This is a genomic window from Sphaerisporangium rhizosphaerae (assembly GCF_042665155.1).
Lineage (GTDB): Bacteria > Actinomycetota > Actinomycetes > Streptosporangiales > Streptosporangiaceae > Sphaerisporangium > Sphaerisporangium rhizosphaerae.
In genome coordinates this window covers 1-20,707 of record NZ_JBHTCG010000059.1, presented here as the reverse complement: position 1 = coordinate 20,707, position 20,707 = coordinate 1, and the positions used below count along the sequence as shown (strand labels likewise).

Annotated in this window: 18 protein-coding genes and 1 rRNA gene; 10 read left to right on the top strand and 9 right to left on the bottom strand. The window is 68.6% G+C overall.

Annotated elements, in window-relative coordinates:
* Nucleotides 1-186 precede the first annotated feature (186 nt).
* The 5 genes from ACFQSB_RS39340 to ACFQSB_RS39320 all read right to left on the bottom strand — a co-directional run bounded on the left by ACFQSB_RS39340 (nt 187) and on the right by ACFQSB_RS39320 (nt 5,845).
* Entirely contained in the window at nt 187-1,200 is a 1,014-nt protein-coding gene (locus ACFQSB_RS39340) for an ABC transporter ATP-binding protein (protein WP_354845339.1), read from the bottom strand.
* Nucleotides 1,184-2,221: an ABC transporter ATP-binding protein gene (locus ACFQSB_RS39335; protein WP_354845336.1), complete on the bottom strand. Its 1,038-nt coding sequence runs from the start codon at nt 2,219-2,221 to the stop codon at nt 1,184-1,186. Before ACFQSB_RS39335 ends, ACFQSB_RS39340 begins: the two co-directional genes overlap by 17 nt.
* 16 nt (nt 2,222-2,237) lie before the next feature.
* Nucleotides 2,238-3,158 (bottom strand): ABC transporter permease, encoded by a 921-nt coding sequence (locus ACFQSB_RS39330; RefSeq protein WP_380832387.1) that lies wholly within the window; start codon nt 3,156-3,158, stop codon nt 2,238-2,240.
* Entirely contained in the window at nt 3,151-4,092 is a 942-nt protein-coding gene (locus ACFQSB_RS39325; protein WP_380832385.1) for an ABC transporter permease, read from the bottom strand. The genes ACFQSB_RS39330 and ACFQSB_RS39325 overlap by 8 nt, the downstream gene beginning before the upstream one ends.
* A 112-nt stretch (nt 4,093-4,204) precedes the next feature.
* Nucleotides 4,205-5,845, bottom strand: coding sequence for a peptide ABC transporter substrate-binding protein (locus ACFQSB_RS39320; protein WP_354845328.1), 1,641 nt, complete (start codon nt 5,843-5,845; stop codon nt 4,205-4,207).
* Between the two features lie 451 nt (nt 5,846-6,296).
* On the opposite strand from ACFQSB_RS39320, the gene ACFQSB_RS39315 reads away from it, so the two are divergent.
* The 4 genes from ACFQSB_RS39315 to ACFQSB_RS39300 all read left to right on the top strand — a co-directional run bounded on the left by ACFQSB_RS39315 (nt 6,297) and on the right by ACFQSB_RS39300 (nt 9,163).
* A complete protein-coding gene (locus ACFQSB_RS39315) occupies nt 6,297-7,256 on the top strand; it encodes an ABC transporter permease (RefSeq protein WP_380832383.1) in 960 nt (319 codons plus the stop codon).
* A 22-nt stretch (nt 7,257-7,278) separates the two neighbouring features.
* Nucleotides 7,279-8,082 (top strand): ABC transporter ATP-binding protein, encoded by an 804-nt coding sequence (locus ACFQSB_RS39310; RefSeq protein WP_380832391.1) that lies wholly within the window; start codon nt 7,279-7,281, stop codon nt 8,080-8,082.
* A 165-nt stretch (nt 8,083-8,247) separates the two neighbouring features.
* Nucleotides 8,248-8,781 (top strand): YbhB/YbcL family Raf kinase inhibitor-like protein, encoded by a 534-nt coding sequence (locus tag ACFQSB_RS39305; RefSeq protein ID WP_380832381.1) that lies wholly within the window; start codon nt 8,248-8,250, stop codon nt 8,779-8,781.
* A 196-nt stretch (nt 8,782-8,977) separates the two neighbouring features.
* Nucleotides 8,978-9,163 carry a hypothetical protein gene (locus ACFQSB_RS39300; protein ID WP_354845316.1) on the top strand — a complete coding sequence of 62 codons (186 nt, stop codon included), beginning with the start codon at nt 8,978-8,980 and terminating at the stop codon, nt 9,161-9,163.
* A 297-nt stretch (nt 9,164-9,460) separates the two neighbouring features.
* On the opposite strand, the gene ACFQSB_RS39295 is transcribed toward ACFQSB_RS39300, so the two are convergent.
* On the bottom strand, nt 9,461-10,804 hold the full coding sequence (locus tag ACFQSB_RS39295) for a KamA family radical SAM protein (RefSeq protein ID WP_380832379.1): 1,344 nt from the start codon (nt 10,802-10,804) through the stop codon (nt 9,461-9,463).
* Nucleotides 10,805-10,976: 172 nt separating this feature from the next.
* On the opposite strand from ACFQSB_RS39295, the gene ACFQSB_RS39290 reads away from it, so the two are divergent.
* The 4 genes from ACFQSB_RS39290 (at nt 10,977) to ACFQSB_RS39275 (ending at nt 16,970) form a co-directional block, all read left to right on the top strand.
* Nucleotides 10,977-11,600, top strand: a complete 624-nt coding sequence (locus tag ACFQSB_RS39290) for a DUF1707 SHOCT-like domain-containing protein (RefSeq protein WP_380832377.1) — start codon at nt 10,977-10,979, stop codon at nt 11,598-11,600.
* Between the two features lie 141 nt (nt 11,601-11,741).
* A complete protein-coding gene (plsX, locus tag ACFQSB_RS39285) occupies nt 11,742-12,728 on the top strand; it encodes a phosphate acyltransferase PlsX (protein ID WP_380832389.1) in 987 nt (328 codons plus the stop codon).
* A gap of 264 nt (nt 12,729-12,992) precedes the next feature.
* Complete coding sequence (gene argS, locus ACFQSB_RS39280; protein WP_380832375.1) at nt 12,993-14,726, top strand: arginine--tRNA ligase; 1,734 nt, start codon at nt 12,993-12,995, stop codon at nt 14,724-14,726.
* A gap of 336 nt (nt 14,727-15,062) precedes the next feature.
* Entirely contained in the window at nt 15,063-16,970 is a 1,908-nt protein-coding gene (locus ACFQSB_RS39275; protein ID WP_380832374.1) for a hypothetical protein, read from the top strand.
* Between the two features lie 66 nt (nt 16,971-17,036).
* On the opposite strand, the gene ACFQSB_RS39270 is transcribed toward ACFQSB_RS39275, so the two are convergent.
* Complete coding sequence (locus tag ACFQSB_RS39270; protein ID WP_380832373.1) at nt 17,037-17,330, bottom strand: hypothetical protein; 294 nt, start codon at nt 17,328-17,330, stop codon at nt 17,037-17,039.
* Nucleotides 17,327-17,707 (bottom strand): cell division protein SepF, encoded by a 381-nt coding sequence (locus tag ACFQSB_RS39265; protein ID WP_354928598.1) that lies wholly within the window; start codon nt 17,705-17,707, stop codon nt 17,327-17,329. Before ACFQSB_RS39265 ends, ACFQSB_RS39270 begins: the two co-directional genes overlap by 4 nt.
* 165 nt (nt 17,708-17,872) lie before the next feature.
* On the opposite strand from ACFQSB_RS39265, the gene ACFQSB_RS39260 reads away from it, so the two are divergent.
* The gene (locus ACFQSB_RS39260; protein WP_380832372.1) at nt 17,873-18,673 is read left to right on the top strand and encodes a PhzF family phenazine biosynthesis protein; all 801 of its coding nucleotides are present in this window, start codon (nt 17,873-17,875) and stop codon (nt 18,671-18,673) included.
* A 494-nt stretch (nt 18,674-19,167) separates the two neighbouring features.
* Nucleotides 19,168-19,869, top strand: coding sequence for an alpha/beta fold hydrolase (locus ACFQSB_RS39255; RefSeq protein WP_380832370.1), 702 nt, complete (start codon nt 19,168-19,170; stop codon nt 19,867-19,869).
* A 718-nt stretch (nt 19,870-20,587) separates the two neighbouring features.
* On the opposite strand, the gene rrf is transcribed toward ACFQSB_RS39255, so the two are convergent.
* Nucleotides 20,588-20,704: ribosomal RNA gene (gene rrf, locus ACFQSB_RS39250) — 5S ribosomal RNA — on the bottom strand.
* Between the last annotated feature and the right edge of the window lie 3 nt (nt 20,705-20,707).

Sequence of the window (20,707 nt, the reverse complement as noted above, 5' to 3'; positions counted from 1 at the left end):
TGTCGCTGCCCGGTTGAACAGCCGGCCACGCAAAACGCTCGGCTGGGAAACCCCAGCCGAGCGTCTCACCAAGCTCCTGGCACTCGCCAGTTGATCGATCAGTGTTGCGACGACCCCTTGAATCCGCGCCTGCCGTGGAGGGGTCTCTCGTGGGCCGTGCGGCCCGGGCGTACCGGGTGCGCCGGGTCAGGAGGCGTGGATGACGTCGTACGACTCGGCGAAGTGGCAGGCGCTGAGGTGCCCGCCGGCGCGGATCTCCAGCAGCGGCTCCTGCTCGGCGCAGATGTCCTGCGCCTTCCAGCACCGGGTGCGGAAGCGGCAGCCCGAGGGCGGGTCCGCGGGCGACGGCGGGTCGCCCTGCAGGATGATGCGCTCGCGCGTCTCACGGCCCTCGGGGTCGGGGACCGGCACGGCCGACAGCAGCGCCTGCGTGTACGGGTGAGCGGGCCGCTCGTAGATCTGCTCGTCCTTGCCCAGCTCGACGATCTTGCCCAGGTACATCACCGCGACGCGGTCGGAGATGTGCCGGACGACCGACAGGTCGTGGGCGATGAAGATGTAGGCGAGGTTGAACTCGTCCTGCAGCCGCTCCAGCAGGTTCATCACCTGCGCCTGGATCGACACGTCCAGCGCCGAGACCGGCTCGTCGCAGATGATGATCTCCGGCTGCAGCGCCAGTCCGCGGGCGATGCCGATGCGCTGCCGCTGGCCGCCGGAGAACTGGTGCGGGTACCGGTTGATGTGCTCGGGGTTGAGGCCGACGACCTCGAGCAGCTCCTGCACCTTCCTGCGGCGGTCGCCGCGGGGCGCCACCTCGGAGTGGATCTCGAACGGCTCCCCGATGATGTCGCCGACCGTCATGCGGGGGTTCAGCGAGGTGTAGGGGTCCTGCATGACCATCTGGATGTTGCGGCGCATCCGCTTGAGGTCTCCCCCGTGCGCCCGGGCCATGTCGGTGCCGTTGATCTTCACCTCCCCCGACGTGGGCCGCTCCAGCGCCATGAGCAGCTTGGCGAGGGTGGACTTCCCGCAGCCCGACTCGCCCACGACGCCGAGCGTCTCGCCGCGGTGCAGGTCGAAGGAGACCCCGTCCACCGCCTTGATGGCGCCGATCTGGCGCTTGAGAACGATGCCCTGGGTCAGCGGGAAGTGCTTGACCAGGTCACGAACCTCGAGGATCCGCTCACCCGAGGGTGCCATCGAGGACCTCCCGGTAGTAGTGGCAGGCGCTCCCGCGCGTCCCGCTGATCTCGTACAGCGGAGGCACGTCGGTCACGCAGTTGTCGCGACGGTAGGGGCAGCGGGGGTGGAAGGCACAGCCCGATGGCATGTTGAGCAGGTTGGGCGGCAGCCCCTTGATGGCGTAGAGCTCCTGGCCCTTCATGTCGACCCGGGGGATCGAGTCGAGCAGGCCCTTGGAGTAGGGGTGCGCCGGGCTCTTGTACAGGTCGTGGACCGGGGCGTGCTCGACGATGCGCCCGGCGTACATGACGGCGATCTTGTCGGCCACGTCCGCCACCACGCCGAGGTCGTGCGTGATGAGGATCAGGCCCATGTTGCTCTCGCGCTGCAGCTCGGCGAGCAGCTCCATGATCTGCGCCTGGACCGTCACGTCGAGCGCGGTCGTCGGCTCGTCGGCGATCAGGACCTCGGGGTCCAGCGCGATCGACATCGCGATCATGATGCGCTGGCGCATGCCGCCGGAGAACTGGTGCGGGTAGTCGTTGACGCGCTGCTTGGCCGCGGGGATGCGCACGCGGTCCATCAGCTCGACGGCCTTGTTCATGCCGTCGCGCTTGGACATGCCGCGGTGGACGCGGAACATCTCGCTGATCTGCCAGCCCACGGTGAACACCGGGTTCAGCGCGGAAAGAGCGTCCTGGAAGATCATCGCGATGCGCTGGCCGCGGATCTGGCTGCGGGCCTGGTCGGAGAGCTTCAGCATGTCGGTGCCGCGGAAGCGGACCTCGCCCTTGGGGATGCGGGCCGGCGGCATGTCCAGGATGCCCATGATGGCCTGGGCGGTCACCGACTTGCCCGAGCCCGACTCGCCGAGCACGGCGAGGGACTCCCCGGCGTTCACCGTGTAGCTCACCCCGTTAACGGCCCGCACCACGCCCTGCCGCGTGGCGAACTCCACGTGCAGGTTGTCCACCACGAGCAGGGGCTCGTGCGCGGGTCCGGTTTCCTGGGGGTGGGTGTCGATCGACGGGTTATTCACCTTCGGTTGCCCTCTCCTACCGCAGCTTCGGGTCTAGCGCGTCTCGGACCGCGTCACCCAGCATGACGACGCTGAGGATGGTCAGGCTGAGGAACAGCGCCGGGAAGATCAGCGGAAGCGGCGCCTCCAGGAAGCGGTTGCGCGCGTCCGCGATCATCAGGCCCCAGGAGATCTGCGGCGACTGGATGCCCACGCCGAGGAAGGACAGGGCCGCCTCGGCGGCGATGAACGCGCCCAGGTTGATCGTGGAGACCACGATGACCGGCGCGACGGCGTTCGGCAGAATGTGCCGCAGCATGATCCGCCCGGGTCCGGCGCCGAGCGCGCGGGCCGCCATCACGTAGTCCTGGTGCTTGGCCGTGATGACCGCCGCGCGCATGATGCGCAGGATCATCGGCCAGGCGAGCAGGGACAGGGCGAGCACGACGCTGCCGATGCCGGCGTTGTCGCGCCCGATGACCGCGAGGATCAGCAGGGCGCCGAGGATGGAGGGGATCGCGAAGAAGATCTCGGCGATGCGGGAGAGCAGGATGTCGACCCAGCGGCCGTAGAAGCCGCCGATCAGGCCCAGGGCGCCGCCGATCAGGGCGGTGACGATGGCGCTGACGAATCCGACGATGATCGAGACCCGGGCGCCCCAGATGACGCGGGAGTACACGTCGCAGCCGAGGTTGTCGGTGCCGAACCAGTGCTCCGAGGTGATTCCCTTGCGCGCCTGCGCCAGGGAGCAGGTCTTCGCGTCGACCCCGACGGTGTCGAACAGCCCCGGGAAGGCCGAGATGGCGACGAGCAGCACCAGCATGGCGGCGCCGATGAGGAAGACCGGGTTGCGCCGCAGGTCGTACCACGCGTCCGACCACAGGCTGGCGGGCTTGCTCTCCTTGGCGGGCTCGGCGGGTTGCGACGGAGCCAGCGAAGGAAGGGTGTCGTTACTCATAGCGGATCCTGGGGTCGAGGACGGCGTACAGCAGGTCGACGACGAGGTTGGCCACGATGTAGATCAGGACCAGGACCGTCACGATGCCCACCACGACGGAGTTCTCCTGCAGGTACACCGACTGGAAGAGCTGCTGGCCGATGCCGGGCAGGTTGAAGATCGTCTCTGTGATCACCGCGCCGCCCATGAGCGTTCCGAGGTCCGCGCCCAGGTAGGTGACCAGAGGGATCAGCGAGTTCCGCAGGGCGTGCCGTGCGAGCACCCGTCTCCTGGGCATGCCCTTGGCGATGGCCGTGCGCACGTAGTCGGCGCGCAACGTCTCCATCAGGCTCGTCCGTGTCAGGCGGGTGAGGTACGCGATGGAGATCATCGCCAGCACGAACCCGGGCACCAGGTAACTTCGCAGCCCGTCCTGGATGCCGGCCACCGGGAAGAAGTCGATGCCGGTGCTCTGCTTCAGCTTCACGCCGAGCACGAGCTGCAGGACGAAGCCGCTGACCAGCGTGGGGACCGACACCATCAGCAGGGTGACGGCCAGGATCGCCTTGTCCTCCCACCTGCCGCGGCGCAGCGCCGCCCACAGGCCGAGGCCGACGCCGATGATCGCCTCGAAGATCAGGGCGGTGACCGACAACTGGAGGGTGACCTGGAACTTGCCCTCGAAGATGGTCGAGACCGGCAACCCTCGGAAGGTGGTGCCGAAGTTCCCGCTCAGAATGTCGCGGATGTAGTAGCCATACCGCACGATGAGGGGGTCGTTGAGGTGGAATTGCTCCCGGAGTGCCGCCGCGAACACCGGGTCCACGCGTTTTTCGCCCGCCAGCGCCTGGAGGGGGTCACCCGGAAGCGCGTAGACGATGGCGAAGATGAGGAATGTGGTGCCCAACAGCACAGGGATCGCCTGGAGAAGGCGCCTGATGACGTAGCGGCCCATCTAGTCTCCCGATCATTACAAAGGGCAGCCCGCCGCAACCAACAGAGCTGCCCTCGTGGGTGTCGCCCACTCCGGGTGGTTCAGGGTACCCAACCACCCGGAGTGGTTGACGTCAGGCCTTCTCGACGTTGAACAGGTCGATCCGCTCGAACGGGTCGATCTTGACGTTCTTCACGTGCTGCGAGTATGCGCCGTTCGTCTGGTAGAAGTACACAGGGATGTACGGGAGCTCCTTGAGCACCAGGTCATCGGCCTGCTGGTAGAACTTGACGCCCTCGTCGAGGGTCTTGGCCGCGTCGCCCTGGGTCACCAGGTCGTCGAACTCCTTGCTCTTGTAGCCCGAGTAGTTCGAGCTGCCGCCCGAGCCGAACTGCGGACGCAGGTAGTTCTCCGGGGACGGGTAGTCCATGATCCACGCCATGCGGAAGGCGCCCGGCCACTTCTTGTTGCCCAGGTCCTCGAGGATCGTGGCGAACTTCTCGACCGGCTTCGGCGTCACCTCGGCGCCGAGGTTGGTGCGCAGGTTGTTGGCGACGGCCTCGATCCACTCCTTGTGGCCGCCGTCACCGTTGTAGCCGATCTCGATGGTGCCGGCCTTCGGCCCGCCGGCCTGCTCGAACAGGGCCTTGGCCTTGGCGGGGTCGTAGGTGCAGGCCTCGCCGCAGGCGCCCTGGCGGTAGCCGGAGACGACCGGGCTGATGAAGTCGTCGGCCGGGACGCGGGTGCCGGAGAAGACCGTCTCGGTGATCGTCTTGCGGTCGATCGCCATGGAGATGGCCTTGCGGATGTCGGCGTTCTTGGCGTAGTCGCCGCCGCTCTTGATCGGGAAGCCGATGTAGCCGATGCCCGACGACGGCTGCTCGATGTAGCGGTCGCCGAACTCCTGCTTGGCGGTGGAGATGGCCTCCGGCGGCAGCTGGTCCATGATGTCCAGGTTGCCGGCGCGCAGGTCGTTGAACGCGGTGCTCAGGTCGGTGTAGATCTTGAAGTCGACCGCGTCGATCTTGGCCTTGCCCTCCTTGAAGTTGTCGTCGCGGACCAGGGAGATGGTCTGGTCCGTGCCGCGCTTCCAGGGCTTGGAGATCTTGAAGGGGCCGTTGCCGATCGGGTTGCCGCCGAAGTCGGCCTTGAGCTTGCCTTCGCCCTCGAACGCCGCCTTGGGGAGGGGGTAGAACGCCGTGTAGCCCAGCATCGTCGGGAAACCGGAGAAGGGGTTCTTCAGCTCGACGGTGAAGGTCTTGTCGTCGACGACCTTCAGGCCCTTCAGGGCGGTGGCGGTGGGGGTCTTGCCCTCGCCCGGGTTCAGCTCGTCGTAGCCGACGATGCTGCCGAAGAAGTAGTTGCCCTCCTGGGCGTTGGCGCCGTTGGCGGTGAAGTTCCAGGAGTCGACGAAGTTCTGGGCGGTGACGGGCTCACCGTTGTGCCACTTGTACCCGTCCTTGAGCTTGATCGTCCACGTGGTGGAGTCCGGCGACTCGATGGACTCGGCGACGCGGTTGTACGGCTTCTTGTCCGCGTCGTAGTCGACGAGGCCGACGAAGAGTGCGTTCAGCACTTCGGCGCCGCTGGTCTCGGTGGTGTTGCCCGGGATGAGGTCGTGCTGCGGTTCAGCGATCTCGACCCTGACCGCGCCTGCGTTGCCTGCGGCGCTGGAGCTGGTACCGGTGCTGCCGCCGCTGCCGCCGCACGCCGCAACCGCGAGCGCCAGCAGTGCGGTCCCGGCGACGATCTGTGCGCCCTTGGTCACACGCATCGTGGATTAATCCTCCCTCTAAGGTGGGCGTTAGGACTGAGCCGCTCATGTCGGGCACGCCTCCCAGGGGATCGATCCCTGGAGTTCGCGGACACGGTCAAATCAGTTGACGCCCTGCCAGACGACCGCGAGCATTCCTCACTACTTCTCACCAGCGAGTCTCTGGCGCATTGCAGTTCGGTCACACGTGCCCCTGACGGACGTCACACGCATACCAACTAGGCTGTCAATAATGCCCTGATACGGCATAAAGCAGTCACCAAGGTACACAGGCCTGGATGTGATCGCACATCCAGGCCGGGTGGCCGCTTTCGGCCATCTCAGGTACCGAGCTGCGATGACACGGCCCCGCGGCCATGATCGGCGCCGCCTCGGCGGACGGCTTACGCTCAAGAGCGATCAAGTGGGACCGTAGGCATCTCATTCACCGGTATCCAATAGAGTCCATCCCATGAGTCAGCCGGAATCCGCTGTAGCGGACTCCCGGGCGGGCGACCGGGCGGGCGGCACCTCTCCCAACGGGAAGGAATCGCTGTCCGCGCTCGCCGAGCGCCACGGGTTGCGACGCGCCATCGCGCGTCCCAGTCTGCCCGTCTACCTGCGCCAACTGTGGGACAGGCGGCACTTCGTCCTCACGTACGCCACGTCGCGTAACGTCTCGAAGTATTCCGACTCGGCGCTGGGCCAGCTTTGGCAGGTGCTGACGCCGCTGCTGAACGCCGGGGTCTACTTCCTCATGTTCGGCGTGATCCTGGGGCAGAAGAAGGACCTCACGAACTACACCGCCTTCCTGATCACCGGTGTGTTCGTCTACTCCTACACCCAGCGGTCGATCACCGGCGGCGCCAAGTCCATCTCGGGGAACCTCTCGCTCATCCGGGCGCTGCACTTCCCCCGCGCCGCGCTCCCTCTGGCCTACACGATCCAGGAGTTCCAGCAGCTCGCCATCTCGATGGGCGTGCTGTTCGTCATCGTGCTCGTCACGGGCGAGCCACTGACCTGGGCCTGGCTGCTGATCCCCTTCGCTCTGCTGCTGCAGACGATCTTCAATGTCGGGGTAAGCCTGCTCCTCGCACGCGTCGGAGCATTCGTCCGCGACATGAACCAGTTGCTCCCGTTCATCCTGCGCACCTGGCTGTACACCTCGGGCGTGTTCTACAGCATCCCGGCCAAGATGAAGGGCAGCCCCGAGTGGGCGCGCTTCCTGCTGGAGTTCAACCCTCCTTCGGTCTTCATCGACCTGATGCGCCACCTGCTGCTGCGCAGCTACGGCCATGACCTGCAGGTGCACCAGTTCCCGCACAGCACCCTGCCCCAACTGTGGCTATACGCTGGCTTCTGGGCCGCGGTCGCACTGATCGGCGGCTTCTGGTACTTCTGGCGGGCCGAGGAGAGGTATGGCCGTGGCTGAGCTGACCAAGGAGCCGTCCCAGATGGCCCACCCCCAGGACGAGGCGCCCCAGCCCGCCCCCGCGAGCGCGCCCGAGCGCGAGCCCGGCACGCCCACCGTCGTCGTCGACGACCTGCACATCGTCTACCGCGTGTACGGCGCGGCGAGCGACGCCGAGAAGGGCAACGCCGCCAACGCCCTCATGCGGCTCATCCGCCGCCAGGGCCGGCCGCAGATGAAGGAGGTCCACGCCGTCAAGGGCGTGTCCTTCGTCGCCCGGCACGGCGACGCCATCGGCATCATCGGCCGCAACGGATCGGGCAAGTCCACGCTGCTGCGGGCCATCGCCGGCCTGCTGCCGCCGCACAAGGGCTCGGTCTACACCAACGGCCAGCCGTCGCTGCTCGGCGTCAACGCCGCGCTGATGAAAGAGCTCACCGGCGAGCGCAACATCGTGCTCGGCTGCTACGCGATGGGCATGACGCCCGCACAGGTCAAGGAGAGGTACGACGAGATCGTCGAGTTCTCCGGCATCGGCGAGTTCGTCCAGTTCCCCATGTCGACCTACTCCTCCGGCATGGGCGCGCGGCTGCGCTTCGCCATCGCCTCGGCCAAGAGCCACAACGTCCTGCTCATCGACGAGGCGCTCGCCACCGGCGACCGCGACTTCAAGCGCAAGAGCCAGGAGCGCATCCACCAGATGCGCGAAGAGGCCGGCACGGTCTTCCTCGTCGCCCACAACCTCGACGTGATCGAGGAGACCTGCAACCGCGTCATCTGGCTGCACAAGGGCAAGATCAAGATGGACGGCGACCCCGCGACGGTGCTCGCCGCCTACAACTCCTGACCGGCCGGCCGGTCGATCCCGCGTGAAGGCGCCCTCACGGCCTCGTGAGGGCGCCTTCACGGCTTTCCGGCCCTTCCTCCAGGCGCGGCGCCCGCCGATCGTCTGAGGGCCGTCTCAGAGGGCAAGATGGGGAGGTCCGGAACGTCCTTCCTTCGGAGGTCCATCGTGGCCAACCAGCCACCGATCCCCTATGACTTCTTGCCCGAGGTCCCCGCGCTGACCGTCGAGAGCGACGACGTGCGCGACGGCGAGCGCCTGTCCGACGACCACGTGTTCGACGACTGGGGCATGTCAGGGCAGAACATCTCGCCGCACCTGCGCTGGTCGGGCGCGCCCGAGGGCACCAAGAGCTTCGCCGTCACCTGCTACGACCCCGACGCGCCCACGACCAGCGGCTTCTGGCACTGGCTGCTGTTCGACATCCCCGCGAGCGTCACCGAGCTGCCGGCGGGCGCGGGCGGCGGGGAGAACAAGGGCCTTCCCGAGGGCGCCGTCCACGGTCGCAACGACTACGGCCTGCGCGAGTACGGCGGCGCCGCCCCGCCGCCCGGCGTGCCGCACCGCTACCTGTTCGCCGTGCACGCCCTGGGCGTGGACAAGCTCGGGGTCGGCGAGGACGCCTCGCCGGCCGTCGTGGGCTTCACCATCGTGGCCAACACGCTGGCGCGCGGCTACATCGCTCCGGTCTACGAGACCTGACGGTTCCAGGGGGCCTGACGACTCTGGGGGCCCGACGGCTCCACAGGGTCTGACGGCGCCGGAGTGGCCCCGCGCGCGTACCGGTACGGACGCGGCTAGACCGTACAGAAGTCCGGACACGCCCGGTGAATCTGCTGACACCCCGCACGCGATTCCACTATGATTCGAACGAAGATTCGAGCCGAGGGAAACCGTGATGGAGTGGGGGTGCGGGGTGCGAGAGCTGGCGAACGCGATCGATAACCTGTCCGCCGAAGACCCGTCGGACATTCCGCGGGGCCTGCTCGCCGAGCAGCTCATCGAGCTGCACTGGCAGATGGCCCGACTTCAGGCCCAGATCGCCCGCCGCACGTACGTGCGCGCTCCGGCGTCCGACGCCTGATATCCGCATATCCGCCGCCTGGCGGCCGACAACCGAGACCGATCCGCCCGCCGAACCCAGCGCTTCCCCATATGTCCGGATATCCGAACAGATCCGGTCGCACGAGATCCGACAGATCCGGTCGAACGAGATGCGTTCGGCGGAGGCCACCCAAGGCTTCTGTTCGAAAGGCCGCTGTTCGAGAACGCCCCCCGTCGCGAAGACGTCGGTTCGCAGACGTCCGCCCGTAGACCGCGAGCGGCCGGCGCCCCACCCGGGGCGCCGGCCGTTCCGCGTCACGCGCGTCCGCGGGGGCGGTCAGCGCGGCGGCGGCTCCTCAAGGGCCGATAGGGCGCCGGCCGCCGGCTCCGTCTCGAACGGGAACCGGTCGGCGAAGGCCGGGCGCAGGTCGCTCAGCCACACCGCCTCGGGGTCGTAGTGCGCGAAGAACGGCCGCCCGGCGAGCGCCGGGTCACGGGCCTGGATGAGGTGCAGGACGAAGACGCGCGTGCCGGCGACCTCCGCGACGCCGTCGACGCAGACCTTGCCGGGCGTCGCGGACATGGACGGCCCCCGCACCGTGCGGCACAGGCCCGACACCTGCGTGTAGGCGTCCCGGAAGATCTCGTACCCGCGCGCCAGCGGCACCGCGAAGTAGTCCTGCGGGCCGGTGTCGCGCTCGACGAACATGTAGTAGGGCACCATGCCCAGCGCGTGCTGCCTGCGCCACATCTCGGCCCAGATGCCCGGTTCGTCGTTCACGGTGCGGATGAGCGGCGCCTGCGTGCGGATCACCGCGCCGGCGTCCCTGATCGCCCGCACGGCCGTCTGCACGAGCGGCGACTCCATCTCGCGCGGGTGGGAGAAGTGCGCCATGAACGCCAGGTTCTTGCCCGACTCGGCCACCGAGGAGAACAGGCGCAGGGTGTCGGCCGCGTCCGGGTCGGTCACGAAGCGGCCCGGCCAGTACGCCAGTGACTTGGTGCCGACGCGGATGGACTCCAGTTGCTCGAGCCCCAGCAGCGGCTCGACGTACCGCCTCAGCACGGCGGCACTCATGATCATCGGATCGCCGCCCGTGAACAGGACGCTGGTGATCTCCGGGTGCTCGCGAACGTGGCGGACCAGCGCCTGGGCGTCGTCGGAGGCCATCTTCAGATCAGGCTCGCCGACGAACTGGGCCCAGCGGAAACAGTAGGTGCAGTACGCATGGCAGGTCTGCCCCTGCTTGGGGAAGAACAGCACGGTCTCGGGATATTTGTGCTGCATGCCGGCCACCGGTTCGCCGCCGACCCGGGGCATGTTGAGCTCCATCTGCCCGGCCGGGTGCGGGTTCATCCGCATGCGGACGGCGCGGACGGTCGCCTGGAGCTCGTCCCGGGGAGCCTCCGACCGCAGCAGCGCGGCGATGCGCGACACCTCGTCGGAGGGCAGCATGTCCTCCTGGGGGAAGACCAGCCGGTAGATCGGGTCGTCGGGGATGTCCGACCAGTCGATCAGCTCGTCGACGACGTAGGGGTTGACCCGGAAGGGCAACACGGTCGCCACCGCGCGAACGCGCAGCCGGGTCTCGGCGTTGAGGTGGCCACGTTTGAGCAGATCATCCAGATGTTTCGCCGTGTAGGCCTTGAACCCGCGTGTACCGGTCTGTGTCAGGGTCACTCGAGATTTTCCTCTCTTTGGGGATCTCCGGTAAACCTGATGCGCCTGTTGAGCGTCTTACGCTTTTCTGTACGGACGCGCCAACGTGTCGGCCTGGTTCCGTCCGACCGAAAAGCCTCGGTAAAACCTTCCGGATATCGCGACATATCTTGAGTTGGGCTACGCTGGCCGAGTGAGCTCCCTTACGCCTTTCGAGTCAGGCGACACCGCACAGCGCGCATCGGACGCCGACCGCGACCGCGTCGCCGCGGTCCTCGGTGAGGGACTGGCCACCGGCCGCCTCACCAGCGTCGAGCACGCCGACCGGCTGGAGGCCGCCTACACGGCCGTCACCGTCGGCGACCTGGTCCCCCTCACCCGCGACCTGCCGTCCACGCTCGGCTCGTCCTCCTCGGGCTTCAGCGCCGAGCAGCAGGAGGTCGCCGCCGTCTTCAGCAAGGTCATCCGGAGCGGCCGGTGGGTCGCCGGGCGGCACACCACGCTCCGCTCGACCTTCGGAGCACTGATCATCGACCTCACCGACGCCGTCCTGCCCGGGCGCGAGGTCACCCTCGAACTCAACTCCTTCTGCGGCAAGCTGATCGTCCGGGTCCCCGCCAACGCCCGGGTCATCGACGAGGGCAGCGCCGTGTTCTCCAAGCGCCACGTCTCCGGCGGCGCGCAGGGCGGCGCCTCCGACGGCGGCCACGGCGGCGATCCCGACGCTCCGCTCATCCGCGTGACCGGCCGCGCCATGTTCGGCAAGGTCGTGGTCTCCCGCGAAGCCCAGTGGCACTGGCCCTGGCGCGACAGCTGACCGGCGCAGGTCGTCGGCGCCGGCGCGACGACCGGTGGGCGGTGGCCGACCACCCCGCGTGGCCACCTACGATGCGGGACACACACTCATTCCGCGCGAGGTGACCGCTTGGACGGCATTGCGCCGATAGCCCTTGACGCCATGGGAGGCGACAACGCCCCCGGCGAGATCGTGGCCGGGGCCGTGCGGGCCGTACGCGAACACGGCGTGCCCGTCGTCCTGGTCGGCGCGCCCCGGCCGATCGCCGAGACCCTCGCCGAGCACGACGCCGTCGGCGAGATCCCCATCGTGCGGGCCGAGGAGGCCCTCACCATGGACGAGGGCGCCCTGGCCAGCCTGCGCCGGCCCCGGTCCAGCATCGCCCTCGCCTGCCATCTGGTCCGGCGCGGCGACGCCTCGGCGGTCGTGTCCGCCGGCTCGACGGCGGGCGTGGTGGCCACCGGGAAGCTGCGGCTGCGGGCGCAGCAGGGGGTGCTGCGGCCGGCGATCGCCGTCCCGCTGCCGACCCGCCCCCACCCCACCGTGCTCCTGGACGCCGGAGCCACCGCCGACGCCAAGCCCGAGATCCTCGTGCAGTTCGCCCACCTCGGCGTCGCGTACGCCGAGACCGCGCTGGGCCTGACCTCACCGCGCGTCGGGCTGCTCACGATCGGCGGCGAGCCGGGTAAGGGCAACAAGCTCACCAAACGCGCCCACGAGCTGCTCACCGCCGTCCCCGGCATGAACTTCACCGGGAACGTGGAGGGCCACGACCTGCTGGGCGGCGAGGTGGACGTCATCGTCACCGACGGCTTCACCGGCAACGTGGCGCTCAAGACGATGGAGGGCGCGGTCCGGTACGCCTTCAGCGAGCTGCGCGAGACCCTCGAAGGCGGCCGGATCTCCCGCCTGGCCGCGGCCCTCCAGCGCGGCCGGCTCCGCGACCTGCGCAAACGGCTGGACCCCGAGGCTTACGGAGGCGCGGTGCTGCTCGGACTCAACGGCACCGTGGTGATCGCCCACGGCTCCTCGACGGCCAAGGGCATCGCCGCGGCCTGCGTCCTCGCCGCCACGCTCGCCCGCCAGGGCACCGTCCCCCGCGTCGGCGACCGCATCGCCACCACCCAACGCTCCCACCGCCGCTGGTGACCTCTCCCCGCGAGGGAGAGCCGTTCGCCGGGTGCCGGTCGTCCACAGGGGCGGTCCGTCCACAGGAGGGTTTCAGAGATCGGAGAACCACCCGCGGGGGCGGATTCTCGAGAGACGGGGGATCCGCAGGGAGAGATCCGCACAGTGGCCCACCAACGGAAGGGGAAGCAGCAGGGACCGTCCACAGACCGGGACCCGTCCGACTCGTCCACAGGGCCGGATATCCATTCTCGGCGGCGGATGATCAGCGGATATCCTTGTGGCATGACCGACCCGCAGCTCGTGCTCACCGAAAGGGTCCAGCGGGCGCTGGGCGCCGCCTTCGGCCCGGAGTACGCAGGCGCCGACCCGCTGATCCGGCCCTCCCAGTTCGCCGACTACCAGGCGAACGTGGCACTGAGCCTGGCCAAGCGGCTGCGACGCGCGCCGCGGGAGGTCGCCCAGGCCATCGCCGACGCCCTGGACGCCGGCGACGTCTTCTCCACGGTCGAGGTCAGCGGCCCCGGCTTCCTCAACATCACGCTCAACGACGAGTGGGTCGCCGCCCAGGCCCTGCACATCCTGGAAGACCCGCGCAACGGGGTGGGGCTGAGCACGCCGCCGGCGACCGTCATCGTCGACTACTCCGCACCGAACGCCGCCAAAGAGATGCACGTCGGCCACCTGCGCACCACCATCGTGGGCGACTCCCTCGTGCGCATGCTCGAGCACCTCGGCAACCATGTCGTCCGGCAGAACCACCTGGGCGACTGGGGCACGCAGTTCGGCCTGCTCATCGAGCACCTGCTCGACATCGGCGAGGCCAATGCCATCGCCCAGCTGCAGGCCGGCGAGACCAACGAGTACTACCAGGCGGCCCGGGCCAAGTTCGACTCCGACCCCGAGTTCAAAGAGCGCTCGCGGCGGCGGGTGGCCACCCTGCAGGGCGGCGACCCCGAGACCATGCGGCTGTGGCACCTGTTCATGGACGCCACGATCCGCTACTTCAACAAGGTCTACGACACGCTGGGCGTCACCCTCACCGACGACGACATCGCCGGCGAGAGCATGTACAACCCGATGCTCGCCGAGATCTGCGCCGATCTCGAGGCGTCCGGGGTGGCCGTGATGAGCGAGGGCGCCCTCTGCGTCTTCCCGCCGGGTTTCACGGGCAGCGACGACAAGCCGTTGCCCTTGATCATCCGTAAGAGCGACGGCGGGTACGGCTACGCGACGACCGACATGGCCGCCGTCCGCTACCGCGTCCGCGACCTCAAGACCGACCGCATCCTGTACGTGGTGGGCGCCGACCAGTCGCTGCACTTCCAGATGGTCTTCGCCGCCGCCCGCATGGCCGGCTACCTGACCGACGACGTCTCCGCCGAGCACATCCAGATCGGCATGATGCTCGGCGCCGACGGCCGCCGGTTCCGCACCCGCAGCGGCGAGTCGGTCAAGCTCACCGACCTCCTCGACGAGGCGGTCGAGCGGGCCTCCGCCGCCATCGCCGAGCGGGGGTACGACGAGGCGACCCGCGCCGAGATCGCGCGGGCCGTCGGCATCGGCGCGGTCAAGTACGCCGACCTGTCGGTCAGCCACGACAGCGAGTACATCTTCGACTTCGACCGCATGCTGTCCTTCACAGGCAACACCGGTCCGTACATGCAGTACGCCACGGCGCGCATCCGGTCGATCTTCCGCAAGGGCGGCGTCGACCCCGCCACCGTCGCCGGGCCCATCCTCCTCGGCGAGCCGGCGGAGCGTGAGCTCGCGCTCCAGCTTCTCGGCTTCGGTTCGGTGATCGAGAACGCCGCCGCCCTGGCCGAGCCGCACCGGGTCTGCGCCTACCTCTTCGAGACCGCGAGCGCCTTCACCGGCTTCTACGAGAAGTGCCCGGTCCTGCGCGACGACGTCCCCCCCGCCACCCGCGCCTCCCGCCTGGCCCTGTGCGCCCTCACCCTCCGCGTCCTGGAGACCGGCCTTACCCTCCTGGGCGTGCCGATCCCCGAGCGCATGTAACCGCCGCCCCTTCCCCCGCCCATCGGCTTCCCCCCGCCCATCGACGTGGGCCCGGACGACTCCTCCGGCCCGTGCGACTCGTACGGGCCGTGCGACTCGTACGGGCCGTGCGACTCGTACGGGCCGACGCCCAGGTCGGCGCGGCCGGGGGGCAATGTGCCGGCGGGCCGCCGGGCATCGACCGACATGACGGCATCAAGTTACTCACGTGTGTCGGCGTGCCGCCAGGCATGGCTGGGCTGGAAGAACTAACCTGGGCGCGGTCATGGGAGTGCCCGCCGAACCCTCGCCTCCGGGGGCCTTCCTCACGCCTTCGGGGAGTTGCCCGCTTTGAGCATGGATCTGACCGCGAACCCCGACCTCCCTCGGGCCGCGGACGCTGAGCACCCACAGCAGCACAACGGAGAACCTCAAGGGTCGATCACCGAGCCACCCGACCACGACGGCGACCTCTCCGAGGCACCCGGCCGCCGTGTCGACCTCTCCGAAGCAGCTGACCACGGTGTCGCCCTCTCCGAGACACAGCACCACGGCGGCGCCCCCAACCGGCCGCACCACCACGACGGCGAGCTCTCCGAGTCGCAGCACCACGACGGCGACCTCTCCGACTTGCAACGGTACGCCGAGGCGCTGATCACCCAGCTCGCCGCCGACGGCACCGCGCCTCCCGCGCCTCCCAGCGTCCTGGACGTCCGCGGTCACTGGCTGGCCCCCGCCATCGAGGCGCTTCTTCTGATCCTGTCCGGTGAGGACGCGCTGGACCCCCTCACCCGGGCCGCTCAGCTCGATCAGGCCAACACCGCGCTGTTCCTGTGCCTGTCCCTCGCCGTCAGCGGGCACGGCGACCGCATCCATGCCTCATGGCTGGGCACCGCCTTCGGCGAACTGTCCACCGACCGCCCTGTCGAACCCGGCCAGCGGGCCCTGTGGATGGCCGCCGCGCGCGGCGCCTACGGACCGGCCGGAAAGATCTTCGTCCTCCGCAAGCTGGACGCCGCCGCCGTGTCCTCCACGGCCGAGCCCGACCGCTGGCTGACCGCCCTGGTCCCCGGCGACCCGCCTCCGGCGGCCACCGCCCCCTCATCCACCTCGGCCGGCACGGGATCGCCGCCGAACGGCGCCGCCTCGCCTACGCCCACCAACGCGACACCCGCTCCAAACGGCACCCCATCTCCTCAGAGCAGCGCGGCATCCCCGTCGAGCGATGCCGCACCACCTCCGAGCACCGCGACATCGCCTTCGACCGACGCGGCTTCGCCCTCGGTCTCTCCCGCATCCCCTCCAAGCGGCACCACATCCCCGTCAAGCGATACCGCATCGGCTCCAACCGGCACCGCATCGGCTTCGCCCGCGGGGTCCTCGGCGGCGTCAACGCCATCGCAGGCCGTGGCGGCTTCGCCGGAGGCCGTGGCACAGGCTCTGGCGGAGTCACCGGCGCTCTCGGCCCTTCCCGCGCTGGCCGAGGTCTCGGAGCTGACGGGGCCTGTCCAGGCCGCGGCGCGGCTGGCCCGGCTGCTCGAACGGTGCACCGAGATCACCGCGACGCGCCCGGCGGCCACTCCCCGGCCAGACCGTCCCGGCCCCTGGCCGGACACCGAGCCGGTGACCGTCCTGCGAGCTCTCATCGGCTTCGAGGATCCGGGCCCGCTCGGTTCGCTGACGAGTCACCTTCTGGAGGACGTACGGTCGGGCTCCGACCCGCACCTCGCGGCGATCGCCTTCCATGTCGCCGCGCCCGTCGTACGAGCCGCCGCCGAAGACCTGGCTCAGGCGACCCGCGTGACGCCGCCCGACGAGATCATCGTGCCGATCCACGGGCATGACGTCATCCTCAGGCCCGAGGGCGCCGACGAGGCCACCCTCGCCGCCGCCGAAGCGAAGATCAGGGCCGAAGGAGCGGCACGCCTGTCGGGACGCTGGCTGGTGTACGCGCCCGCCCTGCTGCCCATCGTGGCGGTCGTGCTCGCCTTCACCGTCTCGGAGCTGTTCGCCGTAGCCGGGCTCGTTCTCGGAGGGGTGGCCGGCTACATCCTGTGGCGCCGCAGCGTCCGGGAACAGGCCGAGGCACGTCGCGTCGAAACCGAGATCACCCAACTGCGCGAGCAGGCCGAGGCGGCCATGTGGGCGCTCCACGACTACGCCCGAGAGGCCGGCGAACGGGCCGACAAGGCGTCCGAGAACCTCACCGCCCTCAGCCGCCTCCTCCGCAGAGGCCCAGCGGTAGCCACCGACCACCGCCCCTGAGGGTCGCTGATCGTCATTGCCCCTGAGGGGCGCTGAGGGTCACGCGGACATATGACGCACCGGCGGTCAAACAGCCGATGTCGGCCCGGAGGTCGCCTGCTCGGAGGTCGCCAGAAGGTCGCCATGGCCGATGGCCACCAAGTGATCGTCACACTCGATGACGGCCAGGTCGTCGTCATGCTCAGCGGCGGCCACGCGACCGCCACAACGTGAGGCGGCGGTCGAATGGCCACCACGGCCAGTGAGGGCCAGGGAGTCGTCACCTTCGATGACAGCGAAGTGGTCGCCATGACCGGCGGCGCGCCAGTGATCATCACACCCGACGACGGTCAGGTGGTCGTCATGGCCGCTGCCGGTCACGTCGTGCTGATCTCAACGTCGGCGGGGGCAAGAAGGAACACCTTGTCGGCGATGCGCTCGATGCGCCCCTCACAGCCGTATGTCAGGCCGGCGGCGAAGTCGACCATCCGCGTCGCCTCGGCCATGGACATCCCGGCGACGTCCATGATCACCGCCTGCCCCTCCCTGAAGTGCTGCCCCACGAGAAGCGCGTCGGAGTACTTCCGCGGACGGATCATGACAATCCGCGCGGGGTCCCCACCCGACCCCCAGCGCCTGGCGGCCCGTTCCGACGCGGGCATCCACTCATCCTCGTACTCGTCATAGTCGTAGGGCTCGTCGTACTGATCCCCATCGCCCATGCCAAGGTAGCTCACCACCCTGCGCACTGCCCCCATCGGCTGTCCTTTCCGCGAGAACCGGCCACATTCGCCGTGCCCCGACACAAATGACCGTAACCGACGTGCCGCCTGGGGCGGCGCGACACGCCCATGTGCTTTTGATTTTGCCCGGCTTTCGCTCCCGTATCGACCGGTTATCTGGGGGTGGATAGGGTCGAGAGCATGCGTATCTTCACCGTCGATTCGTTCACCGATCAGCCGTTCAAGGGTAACCCGGCGGCCGTCTGCCTGCTGGACTCTGGGAGATCCGACGAGTGGATGCAGGCCCTGGCCAGCGAGATGCGACACTCCGAGACGGCCTTCGTCCTCGGGCAGGGCGACGGCCGGCCCCTCTCTCTGCGATGGTTCACCCCTACCGTCGAGGTGGCATTGTGCGGCCACGCCACCCTGGCGGCCGCACATGTCCTGTATTCGACAGGGGCGGCGTCAGGACCGCTCGAGTTTTCGACGAGAAGCGGAATCCTGACCACCAAACTTCTTGATCACGGTCGTATTTCGATGGATTTCCCGGCTTACATGCCCACCGAGATCTCCACTCCGGACGGCCTGGTGGAGGCCCTCGGAGTGCCGGTCGTCTGGGTCGGGACGGGCCCCTTCGACATCCTCGCCGTGGTGGAGTCCGAGCAGGTCGTACGCAGTTTGACCCCCGACATCGACGCGCTCGCGACTCTGAACGCGCGGGCCGTCTGTGTCACCGCCAGAGCGACGGACGCCTCGGGCGGCGTCGACTACGTTTCCCGGTTCTTCGCCCCCGCGGCCGGCGTCCCGGAGGACCCGGTAACCGGTTCGGCGCACTGCATGCTCGGCCCGTACTGGTCGGGAAAAATCGGCGAAAAGTCACTTGTAGGCGCACAACTATCGCAACGTGGCGGCATCGTCCACACCACTCTTCGCGACGACGACCACCTCGAACTCAGCGGCAGCGCCATCACCATCTGGTCCGGCACCCTCGACATCCCCTAGCCACCCTCACCGTCCCGTCGGCCCCCGCCGAGCTCCTCCATGCCACCACGAGACTGCGAACCGAACAGACCAAGCCGTCACCAGATGTTCACCGGGACCACCGGGCCACCAATGTCCATGGTGACCGCCTCCCCACTCCGGCAACCCGCCGCCGGCGCCGACCGACTCGTGAACCGACCGACTCGTGACACCGGTCGATGCAGTGACCCTGGGCGATGCAGTGACACTGGGCGATGCAGTGACACCGGCCAACCGCTGCCCGCAGGATCGAGGACACAGCCACGATCGAGAACACAGCCGAGATCGAGGACACAGCGGGACTCATGAGATGGGCGGCCTGGTGAGATCAGCCGGCCTGGTGACGCCGCCGAGAATGTCAGCCCCGTCGCCTAACCTCAGCCACGAACGGCGATTGCGGTCCACCCGTCGATCTTCCCGGAGCCAGATGGCAGCTCGTCGCCTGGATCGGGATGTGAGCACTGGAAGGTGGCATGATGGCCACATTTGTCTTGATCCACGGCGCTGGCGATGTCGGCTGGTACTGGCACCTGGTGGAAGCCGAACTGCATGCGCGAGGCCATGACGCCATCTCGCCGGATCTTCCATGCGACGACGACTCGGCCGGCCTGCCCGAGTACGCCGATGCCGTGGTCGGCGCGATCGGCGACCGGACCGATCTGATCATCGTCGCGCAGTCGTTCGGCGGCTTCACGGCCCCGCTCGTCTGCGACCGCGTGGCGGCGCGGCTCCTCGTCCTGGTCGCACCCATGATCCCCGCGCCGGCGGAGGCGCCCGCCGGTTACTCGGCCCGCACGAGATACGAGGAGGAGGCGCGGGACCACTACGACGATGCCATCGCCCTGTTCTACCAGGATGTTCCGCCGGAACTGGCCGCTGAGGCGCTGAAGCGGGCGCGCGCCCAGTCCGAGGTTCGGATGGGGGAACCTTCGCCACTGCGAGCCTGGCCAGATGTCCCCACACGCGTTTTGATCTGTCGTGACGACCGCATGTTCCCGGCTGCTTTTCTTCGCCGCGTCGCCCAGGAGCGCCTGGGAATCATCCCCGACGAGATCGACGGTGGGCACACCCCTGCGCTGAGCCGCCCGCACGAACTGGCGGACCGCCTCGAAGCGTACGCCGCCGAGCAAGGACTGCTCGCTCACCGGCCACTGGCGGCGCAGCCTGACTCCCCGTGAGTTCGGCATCGGCACCGATCTTGCCAAGCCGGCTGGCAGCAGGAGGCCGAGTGGCGGAGTGTCCCCCTGGCAGGAAGCCGGCCGGCAACAGTGCCCAAGAACCCCCGGGGCGAGTCGCTAGAGTCGCCCCGCACGTTCGTCGCCCAAGAACCCCCGGGGAGAGTCGCCCTGCAAGTTCGTCGACGTCCCCCCGTACCCGCCGCACTACCGCCCCGTCTGATGGACGACCGGGGTGGGCAACAACCCTCGGACCACCCACGCGTATGCCGAACGGGCTCCCTTCGACCTCCCCGCTGCGCAGGCTTCCCTGGTCCGGGTCGGCCTGGGGGGATAGGTGTGTGGGGGTAGGGCGGAGCGTCTGGTGGTGGGGCGCCATACGACGGCGCCTACACCGCCGCCCATCGGCCGGCCGTCCCACCCGCCTACTACCGCCGTATCTGACGGACTGACGATCGGGGTGGGCAGCAACCCTTGGACCGTCCACTCGTATGCCGGGCGGGTCCATTCGCTTGTCCCGGGCGGGCACGGATGTGCCGGTTCTCCCGGTCGTGGTCCTGGGTCTTGGCCGGCCCGCGGGATAGGAGTCCCGAGGTGGGCGCCAGGTGTCGTAACAGCCGATCCAGGGGTCTGAAGCTGAAGCAGCCCTGAAATGCAGGTAGGCCATCCACACCGTGGATGGCCTACCTTGCATAACACACATAACTATCTATCAAGTTTTGTCCGGCGGTGTCCTACTCTCCCACACCGTCCCCGGTGCAGTACCATCGGCGCTGGAAAGCTTAACTTCCGGGTTCGGAATGTAACCGGGTGTTTCCCTTCCGCTATGACCGCCGTAACC